The organism is Gordonia sp. Swx-4, from assembly GCF_030316175.1.
GTDB lineage: Bacteria > Actinomycetota > Actinomycetes > Mycobacteriales > Mycobacteriaceae > Gordonia > Gordonia alkanivorans.
In genome coordinates, this window is sequence record NZ_CP128197.1 from 4967554 (window position 1) to 4992548 (window position 24995).

Consider the following 24995-nt stretch of genomic DNA (forward strand, 5'->3'; position numbering starts at 1 on the left):
GCATCCGGATCACCGGATGCACCCGCGGTGTTTTCGTATGGGTGCAGATGTAGCGAAAGGTGTCGGTCGGCGATACGTTCCGCTGCATCTGCCCTCGGGCGCTCCCGTCGCGAACCCTCACCAGCCCTTCGAGACGGCCCCTCCGCAAGCTCCGGGACCTCCTCAGGGAGCCGGACGAGAGGCTCCGCAAGCTCCGGGCCGCATGCCACCCGCACAACAACAAGGGCCGGTGACCCGAAGGTCACCGGCCCTTGCCGTTGTCTCTATGAAGTTGCGAGACCGCCTACGCGGCTCAGAAGAACGCCGGGCGGAAGGTCTTGGCCCACGACTCCTTGAAGGTGCTCTGCCAGTAGTCCCACCAGTGCGCACCGTCCGGGGTGATCCGGGTGGTGAGCTTGACGCCCGGAACGAGCGCGACGCGGCCGACGTACAGCTGGCTGCTGGTCGACGCGGCGACCTCCAGCGGGATCATCTGCGCGAACTTGACCGGGTCGAAGTTGCTGCTGGTCGGGTTGACCGACGAGTCGTACTTGCTGCCGACGCCGCTACCGGACGAGATGTAGACGTGCTTGCCGGCCAGGTTGCCCGCGCTCAGGAACGGGTCGTTCTGGAACCAGCTGCCGGCCGGGTAGAAGCCCCACATGTTGGACGGGTTGCCGCCCATCTCGATGACCGAGGCCTGGATGCCCTGGGTGAAGCCCGGCAGGGTGACCGTCGGGTAGCCGCTGTAGGAGGCCACCGCTTGGTAGAAGCCCGGGTGACGCGACGCGAGGTTGAGCGCCGAGGTGCCCGACATCGACAGGCCGGCGATGCCGTTGCGACGGTTGTCGCTGCCATGGCGGGCGGCCATGTAGCGCGGCAGCTCGCGGGTCAGGAAGGTCTCCCACTTGTTGTTGCCGAGCTTGGGGTCGAAGGACTGCCAGTCGGTGTAGAAGCTGCCGCCGCCGCCGAACGGGATGGCGACGTTGGTGCCCTTGCCCGCCATGTAGCGGGCGACATCGGTGTTGATGAGCCAACCGCTGTTGTTGTTGGGGGCACGCAGGCCGTCGAGGAGGTACAGCGTCGGCTTCGGTCCGCCGCCACCAGCCGAGACGATGCACACGGGCACGGTCCGGTTCATGGCGTTCGAGCGGACGTACTCGACGTTGCAACCATTGGCTGCGGACGCCGGCGGAGCTGCGACCAGCGTGGCACCTGACACGGCCACGAGAGCCACGAGTCCGGCGACGAGGCGCTTACGGGCGCGAGTCAGCATTCGTCAGTTTTCCTTTGGATCTCGGCCGGAGCCGGCCGCTTCTGGGTCTTGCCTACCGGGTACTGCGGAAGTCATACGTAGGGGGATTCTATTGATCCCCGTCAGGAGCGGTACCCGTCGTTGTGAAGTGTAACGGCACGATAACGTCGCGGCAAAGGCTGGACGGGCCTTCGTGACACCGATGGGCAGTGGTGCGCGTCACATCTGCCTCATTGTGAACAGCTCATATGACCCATATGCGGCACAAGTGTCGGATTTTGCCCTTTGAACGGACGAAATTGTCGCGACCGCACCGTTATTCGTTTGGGTGGTTAACGGTGATGTGGGGATCAGCTCGATCACCGAGGCAGCCGTATCGGCCATCCAGGCCGCACCCCGACCCCGCACTCATTAGGGTCGGGGCCGTGGACATGGGTGAATACCTCGGCGCCGACGCCACCGCCCTCGCCGGGCTCGTCGCATCGGGTGAGGTCACGGCTGCCGAACTCCTCGACCTGGCGCGGGCCCGTGCCGCCGCGGTGAACCCCGACCTGAATGCGATCGTCATCCCGATCGAGGCCGAGGCCGACCACCGGGCCCGCACAGAGCTGACCGGCCCGTTCGCCGGCGTTCCCTTCCTGATCAAGGACCTCGCGCAGGACTACCGCGGCTATCCGACGACGCGCGGCTCCCGGTCGCTGGCGCGGCACGTCGCCACCGAGCACGCGACGGTCGTCCAGCGCTTCCTCGACGCCGGGCTGGTGGTCTTCGGCAAGACCAACACCCCGGAGTTCGGTTCCAAGGCGATCACCGAATCCGACCTGTGGGGTCCGGCGCGCAACCCCTGGAACCTCGACGTGACCCCCGGCGGCTCATCCGGAGGCAGCGCTGCGGCCGTGGCCGCCGGCGTCGTACCCGCAGCCGGCGCCAACGACGGCGGCGGCTCCATCCGCATCCCGGCGGCCTGTACCGGACTCGTCGGACTGAAGGCGTCGCGCGGCCTGATGCCGTTCGGACCCGCCACCGGCGAGCCGCTCTTCGGGATGGGCGTCGAGGGCGTCGTGACCCGCACGGTGCGCGATGCGGCCGCGCTCTACGACGCGATCATCGGGCCCACCGCGTCGTCGACCTATCCCGCACCCCTCCACACCGAGTCGTTCACGGCGCGGATCGCCACTCCCCCGCGGCTGCTGCGGATCGGGTTCACCACCCGTTCGGCCATCAACCCGGCACCTCATCCCGAGGCGGTCGCGGCCGTCGAGCACGCCGCGCAGCTGCTCACCGAACTCGGCCACCATGTCGAGGAGGTGGACCCGCCGCACGACGACGCGGAGCTGGCACGCGACTTCCTCGAGATCTGGTTCGCCAATGCGGCCGCCCAGGTCGACGAGGCACGCCGCCTGTCCGGCGCGGGGGACGCCGACTTCGAGGCGGACACGCTCGCCCTCGCCGAGATCGGCCGGGCGGCCGGGGTCGTGCCGCTCTTCCGGGCACTCGACCACGTCAACCACCACGTTCGCGCTCTCGAACGCTTCCACGACACGCACGACCTGCTCCTGACCCCGACCCTCGCCGTTCCGCCGCCGGCCGTCGGGTCGATGACGACCCCGCCGCTCCTGCAGCGGGCGGCCCGGCTCGCGGCCCGCGCCCGCGTGGGGAAGGTGATGTCGCGGGTGGGGATCGTCGACCAGCTCATCGAGGAGAACCTCGGCTGGGTGCCCTACACGCAGCTGGCGAACATGACCGGACGTCCGGCGATCAGTGTGCCGCTGCACTGGACCGGGACCGGGCTTCCGCTCGGGGTCCAGTTCGTCGGCCGGTTGGGCGCCGACGGTGATCTCCTGGCGCTCGCCGCATCCCTCGAAGACGCCGCGCCGTGGTTCCACCGGTACGCCGACATCTCGGTGTGACGCGGCGCTAATGTTCTCTCTGGGGCGCGTGTCCGGGTGGGGACAGGCGGCACATCGACGCGGTGAGGAGTTGTCGTGACGAAGCAGGTGGCCGACGCGGTGGTCGTCGGTGCGGGTCTGGCGGGTCTGGTCGCGACATATGAGCTCACCAAGGCCGGACGACGCGTGGTGGTCGTCGACCAGGAGAACCGCAACAATCTTGGCGGACAGGCATTCTGGTCGCTGGGCGGACTCTTCATGGTCGACACCCCCGAACAGCGCAGGCTCGGCATCTCCGACTCCGCGGACCTCGCCCTGCAGGACTGGATGGGGTCGGCGGGATTCGACCGCGACGACGAGGACTACTGGCCGCGTCAGTGGGCCCGGGCCTATGTCGACTTCGCGGCGACCGAGAAGCGGCAGTATCTGCACGATCTCGGGCTGCGCATCACCCCGATCGTCGGCTGGGCCGAACGCGGTGGCGGCTTCGCCGACGGGCACGGCAATTCCGTGCCACGCTTCCACCTCACCTGGGGCACCGGCCCCGAGGTCGTCCGGATCTTCGCCGAACCGGTCCTCGAGGCCGAGAAGCGAGGGCTCGTCGAGTTCCGGTTCCGCCATCGCGTCGACGAACTCATCATCGAAGACGGCGTCGCCGCAGGCGTGCGGGGCGCCACCCTCGCACCGACCGACCTCGAACGCGGCAAGGCGTCGAACCGCGATGTGGTGGGCGACTTCGAGATTCGCGCCGGAGCGGTCATCGTGACGTCCGGCGGCATCGGCCACAACCATGACCTCATCCGCAAGAACTGGCCGGTGGACCGTCTCGGCCCCGCACCCAAGACGATGATCTCCGGCGTCCCGGCACATGTCGACGGACGCATGCTGGGGATCAGCGAGGACGCCGGTGCGAGCATCGTCAACCGCGACCGCATGTGGCACTACACCGAGGGCATCCACAACTGGGACCCGATCTGGCCGGACCACGCCATCCGGATCATCCCGGGACCGTCGTCGTTGTGGCTCGACGCCAACGGCAACCGCCTCGCGCCGCCGAACTTTCCCGGCTTCGACACGAACTCGACGATGAAGGCGATCCTGGCCGCCGGCCACGACTACTCGTGGTTCATCCTCACCCAGTCCATCGTCGAGAAGGAGTTCATGCTCTCGGGTTCCGAACAGAACCCCGACATCACCTCCAAGGACCTCAAGCTGGCCGCGAAGAGCCGACTCGCCAAGGGTGCCGCCGGGCCGGTGGATGCCTTCGTGCGCAACGGCATCGACTTCGTCGTCGCCGACAACCTGCCCGAGCTGGTCAGCGGGATGAACGCGATCGCCCGCGGCCCCGAGCTCGATCTCGCGCACATCGAACGCGTCATCTCCGCCCGCGACGCCGAGGTGGAGAACAAGTTCTCCAAGGACGCCCAGCTGATGGCGATCAACAACGCCCGACAGTTCATCGGCGACAGGATCGTTCGGGTGGCCAAGCCCCACCGGATCCTCGACCCCGCGCACGGCCCGCTGATCGCGGTGCGGCTCAACGTCCTCACCCGCAAAACCCTCGGCGGACTCGAGACCAACCTCGACTCGCAGGTGCTGCGACCCGACGGCAGCGCGTTCGACGGCCTGTTCGCGGCCGGCGAGGTCGCGGGTTTCGGCGGCGGCGGTGTGCACGGCTACAACGCCCTCGAGGGCACCTTCCTGGGCGGGTGCATCTTCTCCGGACGTGCCGCCGGAAGGGCCGTCGCGCGCAGCTGATCTCGACGTCCCGGCACGGCGGTTCGGGACGGCTCCGAAAAGGGTTGCCTGCCCTACTTTTTGACGGCACGGTCGGCGATCCCATTTCGGACATGGGTCGGCTAGGGTATTGGGCGTGCCCGTGCCGCAGACGATCCTGACGCGTAAGACCAAGTCGGCGATCTTTCTCGTCCTCACCATCAACGACGGTGGCGAGGACACGGTTCGTGATGTGCTGGAGGAGATCCCGGGACTGAACAACGCGGTGTCCTCGCGCGCCCCGGAGGCGGCGTTGGCCGGCATCGTCTCGCTCGGCTCGGAGGCATGGGACCGGCTGTTCGACGGCCCCCGCCCGCGTTCGCTGCGGCCTTTCGTCCCCTACGAGGGCGCGGTCCACACCGCGCCGGCGACCCCTGCGGATCTGCTGGTCCACATCAAGTCGGACCAGATGGACCTGTGCTTCGAGCTCGGCCGCCTCATCACCGACGCCCTCGGCGACGCGGTGACCGTCGTCGACGAAGTGCACGGCTTCCGCTACTTCGACCTGCGCGACCTCATCGGATTCGTCGACGGCACCGAGAACCCCGTGGGACAGGCAGCGATCGACGCGATCACGGTGGGAGACGAGGACCCCGCCTTCGCCGGCGGCAGCTACGTCGCCATCCAGCGCTACGTCCACGACCTCTCGTCGTGGAACGACCTGAGCACGAGTGAGCAGGAAGCCGCGATCGGGCGCACCAAGCTCGACAACGTCGAGATGTCCGACGACGTGAAACCCCCCAACTCCCACATCGCGCTCAACAAGGTCGAGGACGAGAACGGCGAGGAGATCGACGTCGTCCGCGACAACATGCCCTACGGCGACGTCTCCGGGAACGGCGAGAACGGCACCTTCTACATCGCCTACTCCGCCGGCCCCGACGTCACCGAGGAGATGCTGCGCAAGATGTTCATCGGCGATCCGCCGGGTACCTACGACCGCCTCCTCGACTTCACCACCGCTGTCACCGGGTCGCAGTTCTTCACCCCGACCCTCGACTTCCTCGAGGACCTGCCGCCCGCACCCGGCACAGTCGAGCCCACCGTCGCGGCCCCGGCCCGCCGCACCGACGGTTCCCTGGGGATCGGTTCCCTGCACTAGCGCCACCACAGACAGACCATCGCCCGACACCACCGCACCAGGAGGCCACCATGAACAACCTGCACCGCGAGCTCGCTCCCATCTCCGATGCCGCGTGGGCGGAGATCGAGGAGGAGGCGACCCGGTCGTTCAAGCGGAACATCGCCGGCCGCCGGCTCGTCGACGTGAGGGGCCCGATGGGGGCCGACACGGCCGCGGTGACGCTGGGCCATCGCAGCAAGATCGACTCGCCGGCCGACGGCATCCAGGCGTTCATCAGGCGGACGCAGTCGCTGGTCGAGTTGAAGGTGCCGTTCACCGTCTCGCGGGAGGCCATCGACGATGTGGATCGCGGTGCGCAGGACTCCGACTGGGACCCGGTCGTCGAGGCCGCACGCCAACTCGCGCTCGCCGAGGACCGCGCGATCTTCGAGGGTTACGCGGCGGCGTCGATCACCGGCATCCGCTCCGAGGCCACCGCGACCCCGATCCAGCTGCCCGAGGACGTCCGCGACTACCCGGAGGCCGTCAGCCAGGCATTGACCACGCTGCGGCTCGCCTCTGTCGACGGGCCGTACTCCGTCGCCATGTCGGCCGACGTGTACACGCAGGTCAACGAGACGTCGAACCACGGATACCCCATCCGCCAGCACATCCAGCGGCTCCTCGACGGGGACATCGTGTGGGCGCCGGCGATCCGCGGCGCATTCGTCATGAGCACCCGCGGCGGCGACTTCGAACTGACGATCGGGCAGGACGTGTCGATCGGCTACGACTCCCACGACGCCGACGTGGTGAACCTCTACTTCCAGGAATCGTTCACCTACCTCACCCACACCGGGGAGGCGGCCGTCGCGTTGTTCGGCGGCTGATCGACGGGAGACCGACGTTCGCCCTTTAGCGGAGGCAACTAGTCTGGCGCAGGTGATCGTGCCATGTTGACCCGCCTCATCAGTACGTACCTGCAGCGGTACCGCATCAACATCGTCATGGTGGTGTCGCTGCAGCTCGTGGCGACCGCGGCGATGCTGTACCTGCCGAGCCTCAACGCCGACATCATCGACAACGGCGTGGCGACCGGCGACACCGGTTACATCATGCGCATCGGCGGCTGGATGCTGCTGGTGAGCGTCGTGCAGATCGTGGCGACGATCATCGCGCAGTTCTTCGGCGCCCGGGCCGCTCTCGGTGTGGGCCGCGACATCCGCGGCGACCTGCTGCACCGGGTGAACTCGTTCTCGGCCCGTGAGGTCGGCACCTTCGGCGCACCGTCGTTGATCACGCGCACCACCAACGACGTCCAGCAGGTGCAGATGTTGATCGTGATGAGCAGCGCGATCCTCGTGATGGCTCCCATCATGTGCTTCGGCGGGATCATCATGGGTATTCGCGAGGCCCCGGCACTGTGGTGGGTCATCGCGATCGCGGTGCCGATTCTCGGGCTGTCGATGGGTCTCGTCATCGCCCGCATGATTCCCGGGTTCCGGTCGATGCAGGAACGCATCGACGCGGTGAATCGTGTTCTGCGCGAACAGATCACCGGTATCCGCGTGGTACGCGCCTTCGTCCGTGAAGAGTACGAGCGGAAGCGTTTCGGCTCCGCCAACGACCATCTCGCCGACGCCACGCTACGGGTCGGCAAGCTGATGGCGCTGATGTTCCCGCTGGTCTTGGTGATCACGAACGTCACGATCGTCGCGGTCATCTGGTTCGGCGGGCACGCAGTGTCGGACGGCAGCGTCGAGATCGGCGCGCTCACCGCGTTGATGAGCTACGTGATGCAGATCCTGATGTCGGTCATGATGGCGTCGTTCCTGGCCATGATGGCGCCGCGCGCCGCGGTGTGCGCCGAGCGCATCACCGAGGTCCTCGACACCGAGACCTCGGTGCATCCGCCGAGCGACCCGATCGGATTCGCCGGCCATCCCGGAACCGTCGAGTTCGACGCCGCCGAGTTCCGCTATCCGGGCGCCGACGATCCGGTGCTGAGCGGCATCTGCTTCCGCGTGACGCCGGGAACCACGACCGCCATCGTCGGTTCGACCGGGTCCGGCAAGACGACGCTCCTCGGACTCGTGCCCCGCCTCATCGACGCCACCGAGGGCAGGGTCAGCGTCGGCGGCACCGACGTGAAGCGACTCGATCCCGACGAACTGCGTTCGGTGATCGGCCTGGTCCCGCAGCGGCCGTACCTGTTCTCCGGGACCATCCGGTCCAACATCCTGCACGGCAAGTCCGACGCCACCGACGACGAGATCTGGGAGGCGCTGCGCATCGCCCAGGCCGACGAGTTCGTCTCGGCGATGCCCGACGGCCTCGACACCCGCGTCGCCCAGGGCGGCACCACCGTCTCCGGCGGACAGCGGCAACGGCTCGCGATCGCGCGTGCACTGGTCCGGCGCCCCGCGATCTACCTGTTCGACGACTCGTTCTCGGCCCTCGACCTCACCACCGACGCCAGATTGCGGGCGGCGCTGCGTCCGGCTACCCGCGACGCGTCGGTGATCGTGGTCGCGCAACGTATCTCGACCATCGTCGACGCCGAGCAGATCGTCGTCCTCGACCGGGGCCGCGTCGTCGGCATCGGCACACACGACGACCTGCTGACCTCGTGTCCCACCTACGCCGAGATCGCCGAATCCCAGCTGGCCATGGAGGAGCGCGCATGACCCGCCCGGGTGGACCGATGGCCGCCGGCGGCCCCGAGTCCAAGCCGCGCTCGTTCTGGCCGTCGATCAAACGGGTTGTCGCCCAGCTCGGTTCGTACCGCGGCCTGATGACGGTCACCCTCACCTCGATCGTCGGTTCGGTCATCCTGCTGGCCATCGCGCCGCGCGTCCTCGGTCACGCAACCGACCTGGTCTTCAACGGCGTCATCGGCCGGATGTTGCCTGCGGGACTGTCGAAGGACCAGGCGGTGGCCGGTCTGCGCGACCGGGGCGACGACACCTTCGCCGACATGGTCTCGTCGATGGACGTGACGCCCGGCGTCGGAGTCGATTTCGGCGACGTCGGCCGCGTCCTGCTCATCACCCTCGTGATGTACGTCGTGGCGTCGGGGCTGGCGTGGCTGGCCGCGTACCTGCTGAACATCATCGTGGTGGAGACGATCCGGGAGCTCCGCGCGCAGGTCGAGGAGAAGGTCCACCGCCTGCCGCTGCGCTACTACGACACGATGCCGCGCGGCGAGCTGCTCAGCCGGGTCACCAACGACCTCGACAACCTGTCGCAGAGCATGCAGCAGACCGTCGCCCAGTTCGTGAACTCGGTGCTGACGGTCATCGCACTGCTGGTGATGATGATCTGGATCTCGCCACTGCTGGCCCTCATCGCAGTGGCGACCGTCCCGCTGGCGATCATCGCGACCGCCGTCATCGCGAAGCGTTCCAAGCCGCACTTCTCCGCGCAGTGGGCGTCGACCGGGGCTCTCAACGCCCAGGTCGAGGAGGCGTTCACCGGCCACGAGCTGGTCACCGCCTTCGGCCGTCAGCGCGAGATCGAGGCCACCTTCGACGAACGCAACGAGAAGCTGTACCAGTCGAGTTGGCGTGCACAGTTCATCTCCGGCGTCATCATGCCGACCATCATGTTCCTCGGGAACCTCAACTACGTGGCCGTCGCCGTCGTCGGCGGCCTGCGCGTGGCGTCGGGTTCGCTGAGCCTCGGCGAGGTGCAGGCGTTCATCCAGTACTCCCGCCAGTTCACGCAGCCGCTGACCCAGATCGGGTCGATGATCAATCTCATGCAGAGCGGTGTCGCCTCTGCCGAGCGCATCTTCGACATCCTCGACGCCGACGAGCAGACCCCGGACGTGGCGAACCCCAAGACCCCCGCGGTCGACAACGGGCTCATCGAGTTCGACGACGTCTCGTTCCGCTACGTCGAGGACAAGCCGCTGATCGAGAACCTCACCCTGACAGCGCGTCCCGGACACATGGTCGCGATCGTCGGACCGACCGGCGCCGGCAAGACCACCCTGGTCAACCTGATCATGCGGTTCTACGACGTCGATTCCGGGACCATCCGCGTCGACGGCGTGGACTCGGCCGAGATGACCCGCGATGACCTGCGCGAGCGCACCGGCATGGTGCTGCAGGACTCGTGGCTGTTCGGCGGGACGATCTTCGACAACATCGCCTACGGCGACCCCTCCGCATCCCGCGAGGAGGTGCTCGAAGCCGCCCGGATGAGCCACGTCGACCATTTCGTCCGGACACTCCCGGACGGTTACGACACCGTTCTCGACGACGAGGGCGGCGGCGTCAGTGCCGGTGAGCGTCAGCTCATCACGATCGCCCGGGCGTTCCTCGCCCGGCCCACGATCCTCATCCTCGACGAGGCCACCAGCTCCGTCGACACCCGCACCGAGCTGCTCATCCAGAAGGCGATGGCCAACCTGCGCACCGATCGCACGAGTTTCGTGATCGCACACCGACTCTCGACGGTGCGCGACGCCGACGTGATCGTCGTGATGGAGGACGGTCACATCGTCGAGCAGGGCAACCACGAGGAACTCCTCGCCGCCCGCGGCGCCTACTGCCGCCTCTACGAGAGCCAGTTCACCGGGGCGATCGAGGCGGGCTGACCTCCCGCTCCCCGAGGTGCGAAGACCGTGGGTAGTCACCAGGGGGCAGGTGTCGCCTTTCGTATCGCCCGGCGACACGAAAGGCGACATCTGCCGCGAGCTCAGTCTCCGCGCCCCCGCTCGAGCTCCCCGGCGATCTGGCGCTCGAGGCGTTCGGCGGCCAAGGGCGGCACGTCGATGAGCCCGTCGAGTTCGGCGCGCGCCTTCTTGTACGCGGCCTGGCGTTCCGCGGCGGTGGCACCCGAGTCGGAGGCGACGCTGATCAGCTTGCGGGCGCGGTCGAGCGCTTCCCGTTCGATCGGCGAGAAGCCGGCCTGCTTGCGGCGTCGTGCCTCCCGTTCCGCGGCGTCGAAGGTCGCAGCGTAGTCGCCGACCGCGTCCCGGTAATCAACGAAGTCCGCCGGGGCGAGCGTCGTCTCGGTGTCGCCGGCGTGCGGCGGTTCCGGTCTCAGGTCGTCGGCGTGGACCCGCGCACGATGGAAGGCGAGGGTGAGGGGTTCGCGCATGTCGGTCATGAGCGGGTACTCGATCAGCGTGGCCAGGTCGAGTTCGTAGGCGAACCACTTCTCGTTGAGCCCGTCATGCTGCTTGAGTGTCTTGCGGAGTTGCTCGACGGACGTCGTGGTCAGCTTCAGTTGTTCGGTCTGAGCGGCGGCCTTGATGCGCGCGAGTTCGATCTTGTCCTTGCGCCGCTTCTCGTTGTACTTCGCGATCGACCCGGCCCAGCCGCCGACGACACCACCGATGGGGAAGATCAGCCACCAGTTGTTGCTCGCGAACTCGAGAATGCCGGTCACGTTCTCAACTGTACCGAGGTGGACGGTCCGCGATTAGGGTGAACGCATGGCCGATCCGCGTGCGCCACAGCTCGCCGTCGACACCCTCGACGAGTGGCGAGAGTGGTTGCGCGACAACCACCAGAGCTCGTCCGGTGTGTGGCTCATCTTCTGGCGCAAAGACTCCGGACGCGAGCCGCTCGACTACGACGAAGCGGTCCGGGAGGCGCGCTGCTGGGGCTGGATCGACGGCCACAGCCGTGTCTTCGACGACGCGCGGCGCGGCCTGTGGTTCACGCGGCGTGGCCGCAACAGTCCGTGGGCGGCGTCGAACAAGGCGCGGGTCGCCGACCTGATCGAGTCCGGCCGCATGCAACCGGCCGGCCAGGCGGTCATCGACGACGCCAAAGCACGTGGCCTGTGGACCATCTTCGACGACGCCGAGGCCGGCATCGAGCCCCCCGAACTCGCCGCCGCCCTCGACGCGGACCCGACGGCCCGCGCCAGCTGGGACGCCTTCCCACCCAGCGCCCGGAAGATGGGGCTGGCTCAGATCGCGCTGGCGAAGAGACCCGAGACCAAGACCAAGCGGATCGCGACCATCGTCGAGCAGGCCGCGCAGAACATCCGCCCCTGACTGTCGGCTGAGCCCTCCCCGCTGGTTGAGCCCCGTCGAAACCCCTACAGGTCCGGGATCGGCAGGTCCAGGTTGGGGGCGATGATCCCGCCGTCGACCTCGAGGATCTTGCCGGTCACGTACGCGCCCGCCGGCGATGCGAGGTAGAGCGCGGCGGCGGCGATGTCCTCCGGCTCGCCGAGCCGGTGCATCGGGGTGGCACTCTCCACGGCGGTCCGCATCTCGTCGTTGCCTGCGACGATCTCCAGCGACGAGGTGAGGATCGCGCCCGGCGCGATGCCGTTGACCCGGATCTTCGGGTTCAGGTCCATCGCGGCGATCCGGGTGTAGTGCGCCAGAGCGGCTTTCGCGGTTCCGTAGGCGGCATACGCGCGACCGGGCACCCGGCCGACGGCCGAGGTGATGTTGATGATCGAGCCGTGACCGGTCGTCGCGAGCATCTGCTTGGCGCCGGCCACGACGAGCGCGTGAGCGTTGGCGACGTTGAAGTCGAAGGCGTCGACGAGGTGCTTGGGAGTGGTGTCGAGGAGCGGCCGGGGCATCGCGCCGCCGACGTTGTTGACGATCGTGTCCAGCCGCCCGAACTCCTCCACCGCCGCCTGGGCGAGCGCGGCGGCGGCGTCGGCATTGCTGAGATCGACCGGGACGACGTGGGCGCGCCGCCCGGCGTCGGCGATCTGTCCGGCCACCTGGTCGAGGTCGAACTCGCTGCGCGCCGCGATCACCACGTCGGCACCTGCCTGCGCGAAGGCCACGGCGATGGCCGCACCCAGGCCGCGACCGGCACCGGTGACGACGGCGACATGGTCATCGATACGGAATCTGTCGAGAATCACTCCCCGACCTTGCCACGAACGGGCCGGAAACGAGAACGTGTTCTAGAAACTGGCCTTGCTCAGTAGTCGCGGCCGGGTGTGACCACCGAGATCAGTTCCTCGCCCGCCGCGAATCGGCGCACGTTTTCGGCCAGCCACGGCGCCATCTCGCGTGTCAGGCCCGAGGCCGGGTTCGCGACGTGAGGAGTGATGATGACGTTCGGCAGCGACCACAGCGGGTGGTCCTCGGCCGGCGGTTCGGGATCGGTCACGTCGAGCGCCGCGCCGGCGATCTCACCGTCGACCAGCGCTCGGTACAAGGCCTCCTCGTCGACCAGCGGACCGCGCGCGATGCTCACGACCCACGCGTGACTCGGAAGTGCGGCAAGGGTTTCGGCGTTGATCATGTGCCGCGTCTTCGCCGTCGACGGCGCGGCGAGCACCACATGATCGACCGAGGACCACACCGAGTCCAGTTCGCTGGAGCGTCGCACCTCGTCGGCGCCGGGCACATCGCGGCCCGAACGGTTCACCGCGACGACACGCGCTCCGCACGCCTTCAACCGCGGGCCCAGCGACGCGCCGATGCCGCCGGCGCCGATGATGGCGACCGTCGAACCGTGCAGCGACCGCACCGAGGTGTCGATCCGCTCCTTGTCCCAGTGCCGCGTGACCGCGGTGTTGATCTGGCGGAGACCGGCGAGAAGCAGCGCGAGCGCGTGCTCGGCCACGTTCTCGGCGTAGAAACCGGCCGCGTTGGTCCAGACACGGCGGTTGTCGAGGAGGCCGGCATCCAGGAAGTCCTCGATACCCGCCGTCTTGAGGGCCACCCACTCGACGGCATCCGGCAGCTCGGGGAACTCGGCGGGCGGGCCGATCCAGACCAGTACCCGCGCCTCGTCGAGCCCGACGATCGTGCCGCCGGCGCCCTCGACTGCGGCGACGAGGTGCTCGTCCCGGTTGGGCTCGACGGCGACGGGCAGGCTGCTCACCGGGTGACCGCCCGGGCCGCGGTGGTCGCGAGTTCGTCGGCGATCTCGTTGAAGTGGTCACCGGCGTGACCCTTCACCCAGCGCCACTCGACCTCGTGACGCTTCTCCTCCTCGATGAGGCGGCGCCACAGGTCGGCGTTCTTCACCGGCTTCTTGTCCTTGGTCTTCCAGCCGTTCGCCTGCCAGCCGGCGACCCACTTCATGATGCCGTTCCGCACATAGGTGGAGTCGGTGTAGATGATCACCTTCGACGGCCTGGTCAGCGCGGCGAGACCCTCGATGGCAGCGGTGAGTTCCATCTTGTTGTTCGTGGATTCGGGTTCCGACCCGGAGATCCGCTTCTCGGTGCCCTTGTACCGCAGAACCGCACCCCACCCGCCGGGCCCGGGGTTGCCCAGGCATGCGCCATCGGTGGATATCTCCACGACAGCCGCACCATCGGTGCTGGTCGGGTTCTCGGAAGAAGGGTTCGCGGGATCTGTCACGCAGGGAAGCCTACGGCAGCGCCACGACGACTCCCCAGACCGATCCTGTCGCAGAACCACGCCGGCCGAAGCTCTCGCTCCGTGACACCACCCCCGCCGGACCCCTAGTGTGGACACATGGCTGTCTGGGATCCAGCACGCTATCTGCAATTCGCCGACGACCGGTCGAGACCCTTCCTCGACCTGATCGCGCAGATCCCCACCAATCCCACGACGATCGTCGATCTCGGATGCGGCCCGGGTCATCTCACCAAACATCTGCGCGCCCAGTGGCCGAGCGCCGAGATCCTCGGCATCGACGAGTCCGCGGCCATGATCGACCGTGCCATCAGCGACAACTTCGATCCACGCGCCAACTTCGACGTCGCCGACGTGGTCGACTGGACACCGCACCGCACGTTCGACCTGATGATCTCGAACGCGATGTTCCAGTGGGTCCCCGACCAGCTCGAGGTCATCGACCGTCTGCTGGGCCACCTCTCCGACGGCGGCGCCTTCGCGATCCAGGTCCCCAACGGGCACGACGCCCCGTTCCGCACCGCGCTGGCCGATCTCGCCACGACCGAACCGTTCGCCGAATCGCTGAGCGAGGTCAAGCCGCTCCCACGCCTCGACGCCGAGGACTACCTGCGGTTCTTCGTCGATCGCGGTTTCCGGGTGAACGCGTGGGAGACCACCTACCTGCATGTCCTTGGCGGCAACGATCCGGTGTTCGACTGGATCTTCAGCACCGGCGCCCGGTCGTACCTGCAGGCCTTGCCCACCCATCTGCGCGAGGAGTTCGTCCCCGAGCTCAAGCGTCGGCTCGCCGAGGCCTACCCTCGCCACGACTGGGGCACGCTCATGCCGTTCCGGCGCGCCTTCGCGGTCGCGACGCGCCACTAAGCGGCTCCCGGATCACGCCCCGGTCAAGCTTTGGCCACCTCCACCACTCGGACCTGCCACTTCTGCAACACTGGCATCAGCCGTAGCCACAGGGGGTCCCCATGTCCCGACGCAGCCGTGTACGCCTGCGCCCGTTCTCGCACGCCCTCGTGGTCGGTGGCGTGACCGTCGGCCTGGTCGCGGGCCTCCTCTCCGCGGCGGCCTCCCCCGCCGCCGCGGCGGTCTGCAACGTCACCGGCATCACCGGTGGCGACGTCGGCAGCACGGGCAGCTCCGGGTCCAGCGACCTCGGCTGGGGCAGCATCGACTTCGGTAGTTACCGCGCCGACGGCAAGAAGCCGCAGGGGCCGCTGCCCAAGCTCAAGGGCGCGACCACCGCCGTCTCGTGGGTCACCGGACCGCGGAGCCCTGAACGCACCGACGCCCGCTTCGGGATCACCGCCACCGACGTCGGGGTGCCGTGGGACAACGGTTCGGGTCAGGTCCTCATGGCCTTCGGCGACACCTGGGGTAAATGCGCCGGTCAGATGGTGTGGCGACACAACACGATGCTCCGCAGCGACGCGAACTCGAATCTCGACAAGGCCATCCGCTTCCCGACCGCCATACCCGGGTCGGTCCGCTCCGGCGCATCGGTGACGCCCGCGCATCCCACCTATTCGCAGCCGATGTTCAACGCAATAGGCGTCCGCAACACCGAGGTCGGACGCATCCCGACCGGCGGCATCTCGATCAACGGCACCCAGTTCCTGAGCTTCATGTCGATCCACAAGTGGCTGGGTCCGGGACGATGGGCCACCAACTACTCGGCGATCGCGGTGTCACGCAACAACGGTCAGACCTGGACCGTCGACAACAACACCATCCGTGCGAACCTCGAACTGACCGTGCCCGGCGTACCGCAGATCGCGCAGGGCCACAGCCGATTCCAGATGGGCGCCTTCCTGCGCAGCGGCGACTACATCTACCAGTACGGCACGCCCAACGGCCGGCACGGCTCGGCGTTCGTCGCTCGCTTCCGACCCGCGGACATCCTGAATCTGAGCCGCTACCAATACTTCCGGGGCGGCAACGCATGGTCGCCGAACCCGGCCGACGCCGCGCCGATCGTCGGGCGGCCGGTCAGCGAGATGTCGGTGGCCTACAACAACTACCTCAAGAAGTTCGTCATGCTCACCGAACGTGCCGGCACCGTCATGATGCGCACGTCCCCCACCCCGGTCGGCCCGTGGAGCGGCGAGCGCGTGCTCGTCTCCAACAAGCAGTCGAGCGGCCTGTACACGCCGTACATCCACCCACGTTCGAGCGGAAAGAATCTGTACTTCGTGGTGTCGCGCTGGGACGACTACAACGTGATGCTGGCGCGCACCGACCTGTCCAAGTTGTGAGGCCGCTGCCATCATGAACCGGTGAGCGAATCATCGACGACGCGCATCGTCCTCATCCGAGCGGTCAACGTCGGCGGCGCCAAGCTGCCGATGGCCGAACTACGGGAGATCGCAACCGAACTCGGAGCCACCGATGTCTCGACCTACATCGCGTCCGGCAATCTTCTCTGCTCACCACCGGGTGATCCCGCCGAGTTCGACCGTGCACTCGGGCACGAGATCGAGAAGCGCTACGGGTTCTTCCGCGAGGTCGTCAGTCGCACACCCGCCGAAGTGCGGGCAGCGCTCGACGCGCACCCCTTCGAGGTTGTCGACGACAAGTACTCCTACGTCTACTTCCTCGTCGCCGAACCCGATGCCGACAAGGCTGCCGCCTTCGAGGGGAAGGACTTCGGCGGTGACATCAAACGGGTGATCGGCTCCGATCTCCACATCCGCTACGCCGAGGGCGCCGGCCGGTCGAAACTCACCGCTCCTGCGATCGCGCGAGGGCTGGGTGTGCAGGGCACCGGCCGTAACCTGCGCACTGTGCGAAAGCTGCTGGATCTCACCGAGGGCTGACGAGATCTGCGGGTCAGCCGCGCGACAGGACCCGCGTCACGCGATCCAGGTCGGCGAGCTGATCCGACGTGGGCGCCTCCCACAGTTTCTTGGGCAGGGCCTCGAGCGCCTTGACCGCCGATTCGGCGCTGTCGAGGACCTCGGTGGCCTCGTCGCCACCGGTCTCGGCAGCCGCGATGAGCCGGTCGTCGAGTTCGAAGACCGCGTCGTCCAGCCGGTCGCGCGCCGACACCAGTTCCTCGTCGAGTGGGATGGCCGGATTGGCGTGCACGTCGGCGATCGCGTAACGAATACGCCGATGCAGCAATGCCTCTCGGCTGTTGTCAGTGGTCCAACTCGCCGGTGCGCGTCCTGGCCGGCCGGGGATGAGGTCGGTGGACCGCGCGAAGTTGCGCACCCGTTTGTCGGAGTCCCAGGCGAACCACGCCGCCCCGCCCAGGACGAACAGTGCGACCACCACGGTCGCGACGATGATGATGACCGCGATCATGACCGGATCACCCGATTCGGCACGCTTCGCACACGATCTCGCATGGTGTTCAGCCTACTCAGGCCGAGCCCACTCCCTTGGGCGCCTTGCCCGACATGAAACCGAACAGGTATCCGGCGACGCGTCGCATCTGGATCTCGTCGGCGCCCTCGGTGATGCGGTAACGCCGGTGGTGACGGTAGATGTGCTCGAACGGTTCGTGCCGCGAGTAACCCTTGCCGCCGAACACCTGCATGGCCTGATCGGCGGCGTCGCAGCACAACCGGTTGGCCTGGTAGTTGCACATCGACACCTCCGCCGACGCCGCGAAGTTGCCGTAGGTGTCCATCTTCCAGGCCGTCTCCCGGATGAGCGCGCGGACCATCGCGCAGCGCGTGTGCAGGTCGACGAGCGGGAACTGGATCGCCTGGTTGGTCGAGAGCTTCTTGCCGAACGGCGCCCGCTCGTTGGCGTACTCGACGGCACGGTTCACGCAGTATTGCGCCGCACCGAGACTCGAAGCGGCCTGCCGAATCCGGTTCTCGTTGAAGAAGTGCTGCACCACCTGCAAACCGGCGCCCTCCTCACCGAACACCGCAGACTCCGGCACCCGCACATCGCGCAGGCTGATGTGCGCGTGATCGGTGGGCATGTTGAACGTCCACAGGTACTCCTCGACAGCGAAACCCGGCGCCTGCGGGTCGACGAGAAACGCGGTGATGCCCCGTGCGTCACCGGGTTCGCCGCTCGTGCGGGCGAAGACGATGTCGCGGTGGGCGGCGTGGATGCCGGTGTTCCAGGTCTTCTCGCCGTTGATGATCCAGTCGTCGCCGTCGCGAACCGCGGTCGTCTCCATGTACGTCGCGTCGGAACCGTGCTCGGGCTCGGTGATTCCGAAGGCGAAGAACTTGGTCCCGGCAGCGAGCCCCTCGACCCACTCCTCCTGCTGTTCGGGGGAGCCGTACGCCAGCATCAGCAGCAGTCCGATGTTGTTGCCGACGATGGCGTGCTCGTTCTGCAGATCGCAGTGCAGGCCCAGCCCTTTCGACGCGAGGTGCTCGCGGATGATCGCCATGGAGAGGTTCGATCCGTCGCGGCCACCGAACTCCTTGGGGAACGGGTAGCGGAAATGGCCCGCGGCGTCGGCCCGCCGACGCGCCTCGCCGAGCAGCGCCTCCCATTCCGCATTCGGCAGACCACCGCGCTCCCAGTCCGTGCGCGAGTCCTCACGCCGGTGGTCGAAGAACCGGATGTTGTCGTCGGCCTGCTCGAGCGGCTTGATCTCCGCCTCGATGAAGGCGTCGAGTTCTTCCAGGTAGTCGCTCAGCGACTCGGGCAGTGCGAAGTCCACGGTGAATCCTTCTCGATCGGGTGTCACGCGGTCACGGATGCGGGACCGCGAAGTACTTCGGGTTGGCGACCAGCAACCGCGCCCGGACGTCGGCGGCGATCGCTGCGCGCACCTTCTCGTCGGTGCCGTCGAGTTCGCCGGACCGCAGCGCGTCGCACAGGGCACGCTGATCGGCGACGCCCAGGGCCGCCAGGCGCTGAGCACTCTCCGCGGCGTGGGTCGCGCCGAGCAGCACCTGGCGCCGGACGACGTCCACGACGTTGCCGGCGACCCGGGTGTGGAACCTGACCTGCGGTGACATCTCGGCGGTCACGGAGTCGGAGCGCAGGAAGCCGGCGAGGGCATCGAGCAACTCGAACGACGACGGCGACCCGTGCGGCTCCTCGTCGGGGACAGTGGCTTCGACGCCCAGCGGATCCGGGACAACCTCCGGCGAGACGACTCCCAGATCGAGCAGAGCGTCGAATTCCTGCTCGGCACTTCGTCGTCCGATCGCGGCGAGTTCGACGGACCGTTCGATGCCGTCGAGGTGCCGGTTGGCCTGCACCGCACAGATCAGACCCCACTTCACCGTGGCGTACAACTCCCACCAGCGGAGGGCTTCTTCGGTGGGTCGCCACCCGGCCACCTCGGCATAGGCGTCGAGAAGTGAAGCACGCTCGCCCATTCCGGCGACCGGGGTGGCGCCGCCGAAACGCCAGGCCTTCGCGCACAGCCAGCCGAGATCCTCGACGGGGTCGCCGATGTGGACAAGTTCCCAATCGAGCACCGCGGCAACACCATCGGCATCGACGAGGAGGTTACCGAGCCGGAAATCACCATGGACGACGCAGGAACCGGGAGACGACGGCGGCGGATTGGCCACGAGCCACTGGGTCGCGAGGACCAGGCCGGCCGGCATCGCGTCGAACTCACGCGGGAACAGCGCGTGAAGCGCCTCGACCGGGTCGACGAGTTCGTCGAGTCCCGGCGTCTGCGTGGCGTCGATGCGGTGGACGCGCGCCAGGATCCCGCCGCACTGCTCGACGAACCGGCCGCGTGCGGCGGCATACGTGTCGTCGCGGAGGATCCGCCGCGGGATCGACTCTCCACCGATGAAATTCATTGCCAGGTAGGGGAACCCGAGGACGCTGTCGTCGCCCAGGCCGACGTCGAGGATCTCCGGCACCGGAACCCCGGCGTCGGCGGCGGCCCGCAGGACCTCGGCTTCCGCGCCCAGTCCCCCGTCGTCCTCCGCGGCCGGAACGGCGCGGATGATGATCGGTTCGGGTACGCCGGCGGCGTCGACGAGGGTCGCGGCGTAGGTCGCGCGACTCGCGCCCGCGGGTAGTTGCCTGGCGGATTCGACCGACACCGGGGCGCCTCGCATCGTGCCGAGTCGTTCGGCGACTCGTGCGGCGACTTCGCCGGCCTCAGGCACTCCCACGCAGACCCATCCCTTCACGCGCCGATCGACTGCCGTGCCGGTGTAATCCCCGACACAGCGAAGCTAGCACGGAAGCTGAATCCACTGTCAGAAAAACGGCCGTGGCGGCCCGGCGTCAGCGCGCCGGGGTCTGGAACTCCGGCTGATCGATGATGCGCACCCAGGATCCGTCGGAGCGTCGGGTGACGACCTGTGCGCGAGCACCTGCGCCGTCGCGCGGCGGGGTCGAGGTCAAGGCCACATCGTCGCCGAAGACGAGCGTCGGCAGCGGGGGTTCGGCGACGAAGGTCGGCCGGTGTTCGAGGACCGAGGCCCAGAGGTCCCGGATCGCCGCCCTGCCCCGGGTGACCTGCCCCGGCGGGAAGGCCATGACCGCGTCCTCGTGGTAGATGGTAGAGCGACGCGACGGCGTCGGCATCGCCGGCGTTGGAGAACTCGACGAAGAGTCGGGTGACGTCTTCGGGGGTGCGGGCGGTTTCGCGGTTGGTCATGACTTCCTTTCAGCTGGACTTTCCAGGCTCCTTCACCATGCGTCGCCGGCATGAATAATTCCAAGTGATGGTTGTGATGGTGGGTATCATCCTCAGTTATGGAGATGCGCCAGCTCGAGTACTTCGTCGCCGTGGCCGACGAGGAGAGCTTCACCTCGGCGGCGCAGCGGGTGCACACCACGCAACCCAACATCAGCGCACAGATCCGAGGCCTCGAACGCGAGCTGGGATCAGCGCTCTTCGATCGCTCCGCACGGTCGGTCCGGCTCACCGATGCCGGGCGGGCCGCCCTCCCCGCAGCTCGCGCGGCTCTGGCTGCGGCCCGAGAGGTGACCGATGCGGTGTCAGAGGTTCGCGGCCTGCTCCGCGGGAGTCTGTCGGTGGGAATGGTCGAGGGGTGCACCATCGCACCGCTGTTCGCCGCATTGGGCACCTTCGGTTCCGCCCATCCGAAAGTCGCTCTGAGCCTGCGGGAATCCCCATCGGATCAACTGATCTCCTCGGTCGTCGACGGCAGTCTCGACGTGGCGCTGACCGGCTACGGCGACGAGCTACCGCGCGGCATCGAATCACTCACCGTCATCGCCGAACCCGTCGTCGCGGTGGTCCCGGCCGACGTAGAGCGAAGCACCTCCACCGGGCTTGCGGACCTGCGACAACGGTCTCTCATCTGCCTGCCGCGCGGCGCGGGTATCCGGGCCGTCTTCGACGACGCCGCAGTCGCGCAGGGCGGTCCCATCCGACCCGCGATCGAGGCGTCGTCTCCCGACGCGATCGTCGAATTGGTGTGCGGCGGCATGGGAACCGGCATCCTGAGTGCATCCATCGCCGCGGCGGACGATCGGGTAACCGGCCTGCCGATCGAGGGCGTCGACGTCCGCGCACGACTCGGCTTCCTGTGGAGAAGCGACCCGTCTCCCGCGACGCGACGGTTCGTCGACGTCGCCCACGAGGCCTTCGGCCTCGGTCCGGACTGACGCGGCGAGCTCAGCTCGCCAGCGCGTCCCCGGTCTCTTCGGTCGGCTTCTCCGGAACAGCCGGGTCGATCGGATCATCGGTGGGTGCGCCGGCGATCCAGTCGCCGATGCTCAATCCGCGACGGCCCCAACGATGGTCGAACCTCTGCGCCCGCGCGGTAGCCTTCTCCAGCTTGGCCGGCGAGTAGCGGCGCCGGGCCCACGTCGACTTCGGCCGGGCCAGACGGATGGCACCGGCCCACGCGAAGATCGGGATGAAGACGCCGACGATCGCGGTCGAGTACTTGCCCTTGACGACGCAGAAGATGGCGGCGGCGATGTTGATCGGTGCGGTCAGGGCGAACGCGATGGGGCCGAACTCGACGTCCGCCTCCACGTTGAACGGGTTGAAGCCGAGGATGACCATCCCCAGGGCGGCCACCGTCAGGGCGACGACCTGCACCGAGAGTTGGCCTTCGCGTGACCAATACACGTCCTGGAGACGGAGGATCAGCGCGAACTCGTCGAGCACCAGCGATGCGCCGACCCCGACCAGGACAGCACTGATCGACGCACCCGGTTCGACGCCGTTCACGCCGACGGAGATGAACGCCCCGACGATCATCAGGGCGAGCCCCGGGACCATGTGGTGGACGTGGAGGCCATCGGACACGTTGTTCTTGAACGGTCCCTTGCCGGCGCGGATCAGCCGGGTGATCACCCGTGTCACCACGAAGGTCACCGTGAACGAGGCGAACAACAGGAACAGCGGAAGTCGTTGATGTGTCAGATCATCGAGGAACTCCACCGTCGACTCACTCCCTCATCATGCGGGCACGATGCCCGTGCGCCGCTGCTCGATGATCAGGCAGCGGTCCTCCACGTAGAGCAGTCCGGCGTCCTCGGCGATCTTGCGGGCTTCCTCCGACCGGATTCCGAGCTGCAGCCACAGCGCCGTCGCGCCGGCCTCGACCGCGGCGCGCGCAACGTCGGCGCACTCGGGACCGGGGCGGAACACGTCGACGAGGCCGACCTGTTCGGGGACGTCGGCGAGCGATCGGTGGACCTTCTCGCCGACGATCTCGTCGGCGGTCGGGTTGACCGGGATGATCCGCCACCCGAGGTGCTTCATGTGCGCGGGCACCTCGTTGGCGGGCTTGGCCGTGTTGGCACTGGCACCGACCACGGTGATGGTGTCGTAGGTGGACAGGATCTTCTCGACGATCTCGTCTGTGGTGCGGGGGCCGGCGGAGTCTGGGGTAGCCATTCTGTGAGTGTATGTGCCGACGACGGACGATTCGCCACGTCACCGGCGATCGGAAGGGTCAGCGCATCACACCGTGAAGGACGATGGCCACCAATCGCTCTGCCCAGGTGTCGTCGAATTCCTGGTCCCGCAGCAGAAGCACGTGCAACATCGCCGATCCGCCGACCACCTCGATCAGACGGTCGGGGTCGACGTCGGGGTGCACCTCGCCGCGTTCGACCGCGACCACCAACCTCTCGCGCACACCGCCGAAGACCGCGGCGAAGCCGGCGTGGACACGGGCGGCGAGGGCCGGGTCGGCGGACATGTCGGCGATCAGGCCGGGCAGCGCGACCCGGGTCACCGGTCTCGCGAACAGGTCCCGGGCGGCGTCGACCATCGACCGCAGATCGGCCTCCATCTCTCCGGTCGACGGAGGTAAGCGCGTCATCTGCGCGAACACCACGTCGTGTACGAGCTCGGCCTTACCCGACCATCGCCGGTACAGCGCCGTCTTGGTGGTACCCGCCCGCTCGGCGATCGCGGCCATCGTCAGGCGGTGGTAGCCCACCTCGACGACGAGTCGGGCCGCGGTGTCGAGCACCGCGGAGTCGATCCGCGCATCACGGGGCCGGCCGGCTGCCGCCTCGACGGATTCCGCTCGATCAAGGCCGGCAGCAGCGAGACCAGCACCATCACGTCCAGCGTCCATGGGCCCAACTCTCGTCGCAGTCGCTGTTTTGCCGAAGTCGCTGCGGTCCCGCGACCCGTCTGCTGTCATTACGCTACTCACCGTAGCGAATCTTGGGGGTGCCCGTGGCCACCGAACCCGCCGTCGAACGCATCGACCACCTACAACGATCCAGCAGGGACAACACCTCGGTCCCGGACATCCTCGCGTCTTGGCTCGCCCGACAACCCGACACCCCCGACGCCACTCCGGAGGTGACGGTCGCGGCCGGTGGCGACGCCAACGGCATGTCGTCGGAGACCATCCCGGTCACCGCGACCTGGCCGGGCTCCGACACCCGCGAGTGGGTGATGCGGATGGCGCCCGCGGCCGGTGACATCCCGGTGTTCCGCACCTACCGGATGGACCATCAGTTCGAGGTCATGCGCAAGGTCGCCGCACTGACCGACGTCCCGGTCCCGCGCGTGCATCACCTCGAGCCGACGGGATCGCTACTCGGTGCGCCGTTCTTCCTCATGGACCGTCTGGAGGGTGACGTGCCGCCCGATGTCATGCCGTACACGTTCGGCGACAACTGGTTTGCCGACGCGGACCCGGCCGATCGTCGTCGTGCGCAGGACTCCGCGGTCCACGTCATCGCCGACCTGCACGCCATCCCCGACGCGGCGGAGCACTTCGATTTCCTGCTCGACGACCTGCCCGCGGGGGACTCGATCCTGGCGCGACTGCTCGCCTGGCTGCAGGACTGGTACGACCTGTCGGTCGAGGACATCGGTAGGTCACCCCTCGTCGAACGGGCTCTGGAGTGGCTCACCACGAACTTCCCCGACGACGCCGCCTCCGCCGACCCCGTGCTGTCGTGGGGCGACTCCCGGCTGGGCAACATGATGTTCGTCGACTTCGAACCGACCGCCGTGCTCGACTGGGAGATGGCGAAGATCGGCCCACGCGAGCTCGATGCGGCATGGGTGATATTCGCGCACAGCGTGTTCCAGGAGCTCGCGACGATGGCCGGACTTCCCGGCCTACCCGACCTCCTCCGCGAGGAGGACGTCCGCGCAACCTATCGGGAACGTTCCGGCGCCGAGCTGGGCGACCTGCGCTGGTTCTATGTCTACGCCGCCGTGCAGTGGTGCTGCGTCTTCATGCGTACCGGCGCCCGACGCGTGCACTTCGGCGAACTCGAGCGGCCCGACGACGTCGACGGCACGCTCTTCTACCACCGTCCACTGCTCGAACGTCTCCTCGAGGAAGGCTGATC

At 67.8% G+C, this 24995-nt stretch carries 23 protein-coding genes and 1 pseudogene; 12 read left to right on the forward strand and 12 right to left on the reverse strand.

The features are described from left to right. Positions 1-292: 292 nt before the first annotated feature. A complete protein-coding gene (locus tag PWF70_RS22490; protein WP_006358027.1) occupies positions 293-1255 on the reverse strand; it encodes an alpha/beta hydrolase in 963 nt (320 codons plus the stop codon). Between the two features lie 410 nt (positions 1256-1665). On the opposite strand from PWF70_RS22490, the gene PWF70_RS22495 reads away from it, so the two are divergent. The 6 genes from PWF70_RS22495 to PWF70_RS22520 all read left to right on the forward strand — a co-directional run bounded on the left by PWF70_RS22495 (position 1666) and on the right by PWF70_RS22520 (position 10565). Further along, positions 1666-3144, forward strand: coding sequence for an amidase (locus PWF70_RS22495; RefSeq protein ID WP_075863723.1), 1479 nt, complete (start codon positions 1666-1668; stop codon positions 3142-3144). Between the two features lie 75 nt (positions 3145-3219). Then, positions 3220-4881 (forward strand): FAD-binding dehydrogenase, encoded by a 1662-nt coding sequence (locus PWF70_RS22500; RefSeq protein ID WP_035753677.1) that lies wholly within the window; start codon positions 3220-3222, stop codon positions 4879-4881. A gap of 115 nt (positions 4882-4996) precedes the next feature. Next, on the forward strand, positions 4997-6001 hold the full coding sequence (locus PWF70_RS22505) for a Dyp-type peroxidase (RefSeq protein ID WP_127962152.1): 1005 nt from the start codon (positions 4997-4999) through the stop codon (positions 5999-6001). Positions 6002-6051: 50 nt separating this feature from the next. Then, entirely contained in the window at positions 6052-6852 is an 801-nt protein-coding gene (locus PWF70_RS22510; RefSeq protein WP_280072668.1) for a family 1 encapsulin nanocompartment shell protein, read from the forward strand. A gap of 63 nt (positions 6853-6915) precedes the next feature. After that, positions 6916-8649, forward strand: coding sequence for an ABC transporter ATP-binding protein (locus tag PWF70_RS22515; protein ID WP_127962151.1), 1734 nt, complete (start codon positions 6916-6918; stop codon positions 8647-8649). Continuing rightward, positions 8646-10565 (forward strand): ABC transporter ATP-binding protein, encoded by a 1920-nt coding sequence (locus tag PWF70_RS22520; RefSeq protein WP_286352780.1) that lies wholly within the window; start codon positions 8646-8648, stop codon positions 10563-10565. Before PWF70_RS22515 ends, PWF70_RS22520 begins: the two co-directional genes overlap by 4 nt. A gap of 101 nt (positions 10566-10666) precedes the next feature. On the opposite strand, the gene PWF70_RS22525 is transcribed toward PWF70_RS22520, so the two are convergent. Continuing rightward, positions 10667-11362, reverse strand: a complete 696-nt coding sequence (locus tag PWF70_RS22525; protein WP_042377118.1) for a hypothetical protein — start codon at positions 11360-11362, stop codon at positions 10667-10669. 46 nt (positions 11363-11408) lie between these two features. On the opposite strand from PWF70_RS22525, the gene PWF70_RS22530 reads away from it, so the two are divergent. Further along, entirely contained in the window at positions 11409-11978 is a 570-nt protein-coding gene (locus PWF70_RS22530; protein ID WP_006358035.1) for a YdeI/OmpD-associated family protein, read from the forward strand. Positions 11979-12022: 44 nt separating this feature from the next. Here PWF70_RS22530 and PWF70_RS22535 read toward each other — a convergent pair whose 3' ends face one another. The 3 genes from PWF70_RS22535 to rnhA are packed head-to-tail and all read right to left on the reverse strand — an operon-like array spanning position 12023 to position 14270. Further along, positions 12023-12814: an SDR family oxidoreductase gene (locus tag PWF70_RS22535; RefSeq protein WP_006358036.1), complete on the reverse strand. Its 792-nt coding sequence runs from the start codon at positions 12812-12814 to the stop codon at positions 12023-12025. A gap of 59 nt (positions 12815-12873) precedes the next feature. Then, entirely contained in the window at positions 12874-13785 is a 912-nt protein-coding gene (locus tag PWF70_RS22540; protein WP_006358037.1) for a D-isomer specific 2-hydroxyacid dehydrogenase family protein, read from the reverse strand. Next, positions 13782-14270 (reverse strand): ribonuclease HI, encoded by a 489-nt coding sequence (gene rnhA, locus PWF70_RS22545; RefSeq protein ID WP_006358038.1) that lies wholly within the window; start codon positions 14268-14270, stop codon positions 13782-13784. Before rnhA ends, PWF70_RS22540 begins: the two co-directional genes overlap by 4 nt. Positions 14271-14387: 117 nt before the next feature. On the opposite strand from rnhA, the gene PWF70_RS22550 reads away from it, so the two are divergent. The 3 genes from PWF70_RS22550 to PWF70_RS22560 all read left to right on the forward strand — a co-directional run bounded on the left by PWF70_RS22550 (position 14388) and on the right by PWF70_RS22560 (position 17104). After that, on the forward strand, positions 14388-15155 hold the full coding sequence (locus tag PWF70_RS22550; RefSeq protein WP_006358039.1) for a methyltransferase domain-containing protein: 768 nt from the start codon (positions 14388-14390) through the stop codon (positions 15153-15155). A 101-nt stretch (positions 15156-15256) separates the two neighbouring features. Then, the gene (locus PWF70_RS22555; RefSeq protein ID WP_006358040.1) at positions 15257-16543 is read left to right on the forward strand and encodes a glycoside hydrolase family 183 protein; all 1287 of its coding nucleotides are present in this window, start codon (positions 15257-15259) and stop codon (positions 16541-16543) included. A gap of 21 nt (positions 16544-16564) precedes the next feature. Beyond that, entirely contained in the window at positions 16565-17104 is a 540-nt protein-coding gene (locus PWF70_RS22560) for a DUF1697 domain-containing protein (RefSeq protein WP_006358041.1), read from the forward strand. Between the two features lie 13 nt (positions 17105-17117). Here PWF70_RS22560 and PWF70_RS22565 read toward each other — a convergent pair whose 3' ends face one another. The 4 genes and pseudogenes from PWF70_RS22565 to PWF70_RS22580 all read right to left on the reverse strand — a co-directional run bounded on the left by PWF70_RS22565 (position 17118) and on the right by PWF70_RS22580 (position 20841). Then, a complete protein-coding gene (locus tag PWF70_RS22565) occupies positions 17118-17594 on the reverse strand; it encodes a hypothetical protein (RefSeq protein ID WP_006358042.1) in 477 nt (158 codons plus the stop codon). A gap of 58 nt (positions 17595-17652) precedes the next feature. Further along, positions 17653-18924, reverse strand: coding sequence for an acyl-CoA dehydrogenase family protein (locus PWF70_RS22570; protein WP_006358043.1), 1272 nt, complete (start codon positions 18922-18924; stop codon positions 17653-17655). Positions 18925-18955: 31 nt separating this feature from the next. Beyond that, positions 18956-20350, reverse strand: coding sequence for a phosphotransferase family protein (locus PWF70_RS22575; protein WP_035753826.1), 1395 nt, complete (start codon positions 20348-20350; stop codon positions 18956-18958). Between the two features lie 115 nt (positions 20351-20465). Then, positions 20466-20841: pseudogene (locus PWF70_RS22580) on the reverse strand (YybH family protein). Positions 20842-20939: 98 nt separating this feature from the next. On the opposite strand from PWF70_RS22580, the gene PWF70_RS22585 reads away from it, so the two are divergent. After that, positions 20940-21818 carry a LysR family transcriptional regulator gene (locus PWF70_RS22585; protein WP_006358046.1) on the forward strand — a complete coding sequence of 293 codons (879 nt, stop codon included), beginning with the start codon at positions 20940-20942 and terminating at the stop codon, positions 21816-21818. 10 nt (positions 21819-21828) lie between these two features. Here the strand turns inward: PWF70_RS22585 and PWF70_RS22590 are convergent, their stop codons facing one another. The 3 genes from PWF70_RS22590 to PWF70_RS22600 are packed head-to-tail and all read right to left on the reverse strand — an operon-like array spanning position 21829 to position 23755. Continuing rightward, positions 21829-22605 carry a hypothetical protein gene (locus PWF70_RS22590; protein ID WP_006358047.1) on the reverse strand — a complete coding sequence of 259 codons (777 nt, stop codon included), beginning with the start codon at positions 22603-22605 and terminating at the stop codon, positions 21829-21831. Between the two features lie 18 nt (positions 22606-22623). After that, positions 22624-23064, reverse strand: coding sequence for a CoA-binding protein (locus tag PWF70_RS22595; protein WP_006358048.1), 441 nt, complete (start codon positions 23062-23064; stop codon positions 22624-22626). Between the two features lie 58 nt (positions 23065-23122). Continuing rightward, on the reverse strand, positions 23123-23755 hold the full coding sequence (locus tag PWF70_RS22600; RefSeq protein ID WP_035753667.1) for a TetR/AcrR family transcriptional regulator: 633 nt from the start codon (positions 23753-23755) through the stop codon (positions 23123-23125). A gap of 104 nt (positions 23756-23859) precedes the next feature. Between PWF70_RS22600 and PWF70_RS22605 the strand changes: the two genes are divergently transcribed. Continuing rightward, the gene (locus tag PWF70_RS22605; protein ID WP_006358050.1) at positions 23860-24993 is read left to right on the forward strand and encodes a phosphotransferase family protein; all 1134 of its coding nucleotides are present in this window, start codon (positions 23860-23862) and stop codon (positions 24991-24993) included. Positions 24994-24995: the final 2 nt, after the last annotated feature.

Bases quoted from the DNA above. Each gene is read 5' to 3' on its own strand.
- PWF70_RS22555 (WP_006358040.1), top strand. From the start codon at position 15,257: ATGTCCCGACGCAGCCGTGTACGCCTGCGCCCGTTCTCGCACGCCCTC.
- PWF70_RS22565 (WP_006358042.1), bottom strand. From the start codon at position 17,594: ATGATCGCGGTCATCATCATCGTCGCGACCGTGGTGGTCGCACTGTTC.
- PWF70_RS22550 (WP_006358039.1), top strand. From the start codon at position 14,388: ATGGCTGTCTGGGATCCAGCACGCTATCTGCAATTCGCCGACGACCGG.
- PWF70_RS22520 (WP_286352780.1), top strand. From the start codon at position 8,646: ATGACCCGCCCGGGTGGACCGATGGCCGCCGGCGGCCCCGAGTCCAAG.
- PWF70_RS22530 (WP_006358035.1), top strand. From the start codon at position 11,409: ATGGCCGATCCGCGTGCGCCACAGCTCGCCGTCGACACCCTCGACGAG.
- PWF70_RS22585 (WP_006358046.1), top strand. From the start codon at position 20,940: ATGGAGATGCGCCAGCTCGAGTACTTCGTCGCCGTGGCCGACGAGGAG.
- PWF70_RS22510 (WP_280072668.1), top strand. From the start codon at position 6,052: ATGAACAACCTGCACCGCGAGCTCGCTCCCATCTCCGATGCCGCGTGG.
- PWF70_RS22490 (WP_006358027.1), bottom strand. From the start codon at position 1,255: ATGCTGACTCGCGCCCGTAAGCGCCTCGTCGCCGGACTCGTGGCTCTC.
- PWF70_RS22515 (WP_127962151.1), top strand. From the start codon at position 6,916: ATGTTGACCCGCCTCATCAGTACGTACCTGCAGCGGTACCGCATCAAC.
- PWF70_RS22495 (WP_075863723.1), top strand. From the start codon at position 1,666: ATGGGTGAATACCTCGGCGCCGACGCCACCGCCCTCGCCGGGCTCGTC.
- PWF70_RS22595 (WP_006358048.1), bottom strand. From the start codon at position 23,064: ATGGCTACCCCAGACTCCGCCGGCCCCCGCACCACAGACGAGATCGTC.
- PWF70_RS22600 (WP_035753667.1), bottom strand. From the start codon at position 23,755: ATGGACGCTGGACGTGATGGTGCTGGTCTCGCTGCTGCCGGCCTTGAT.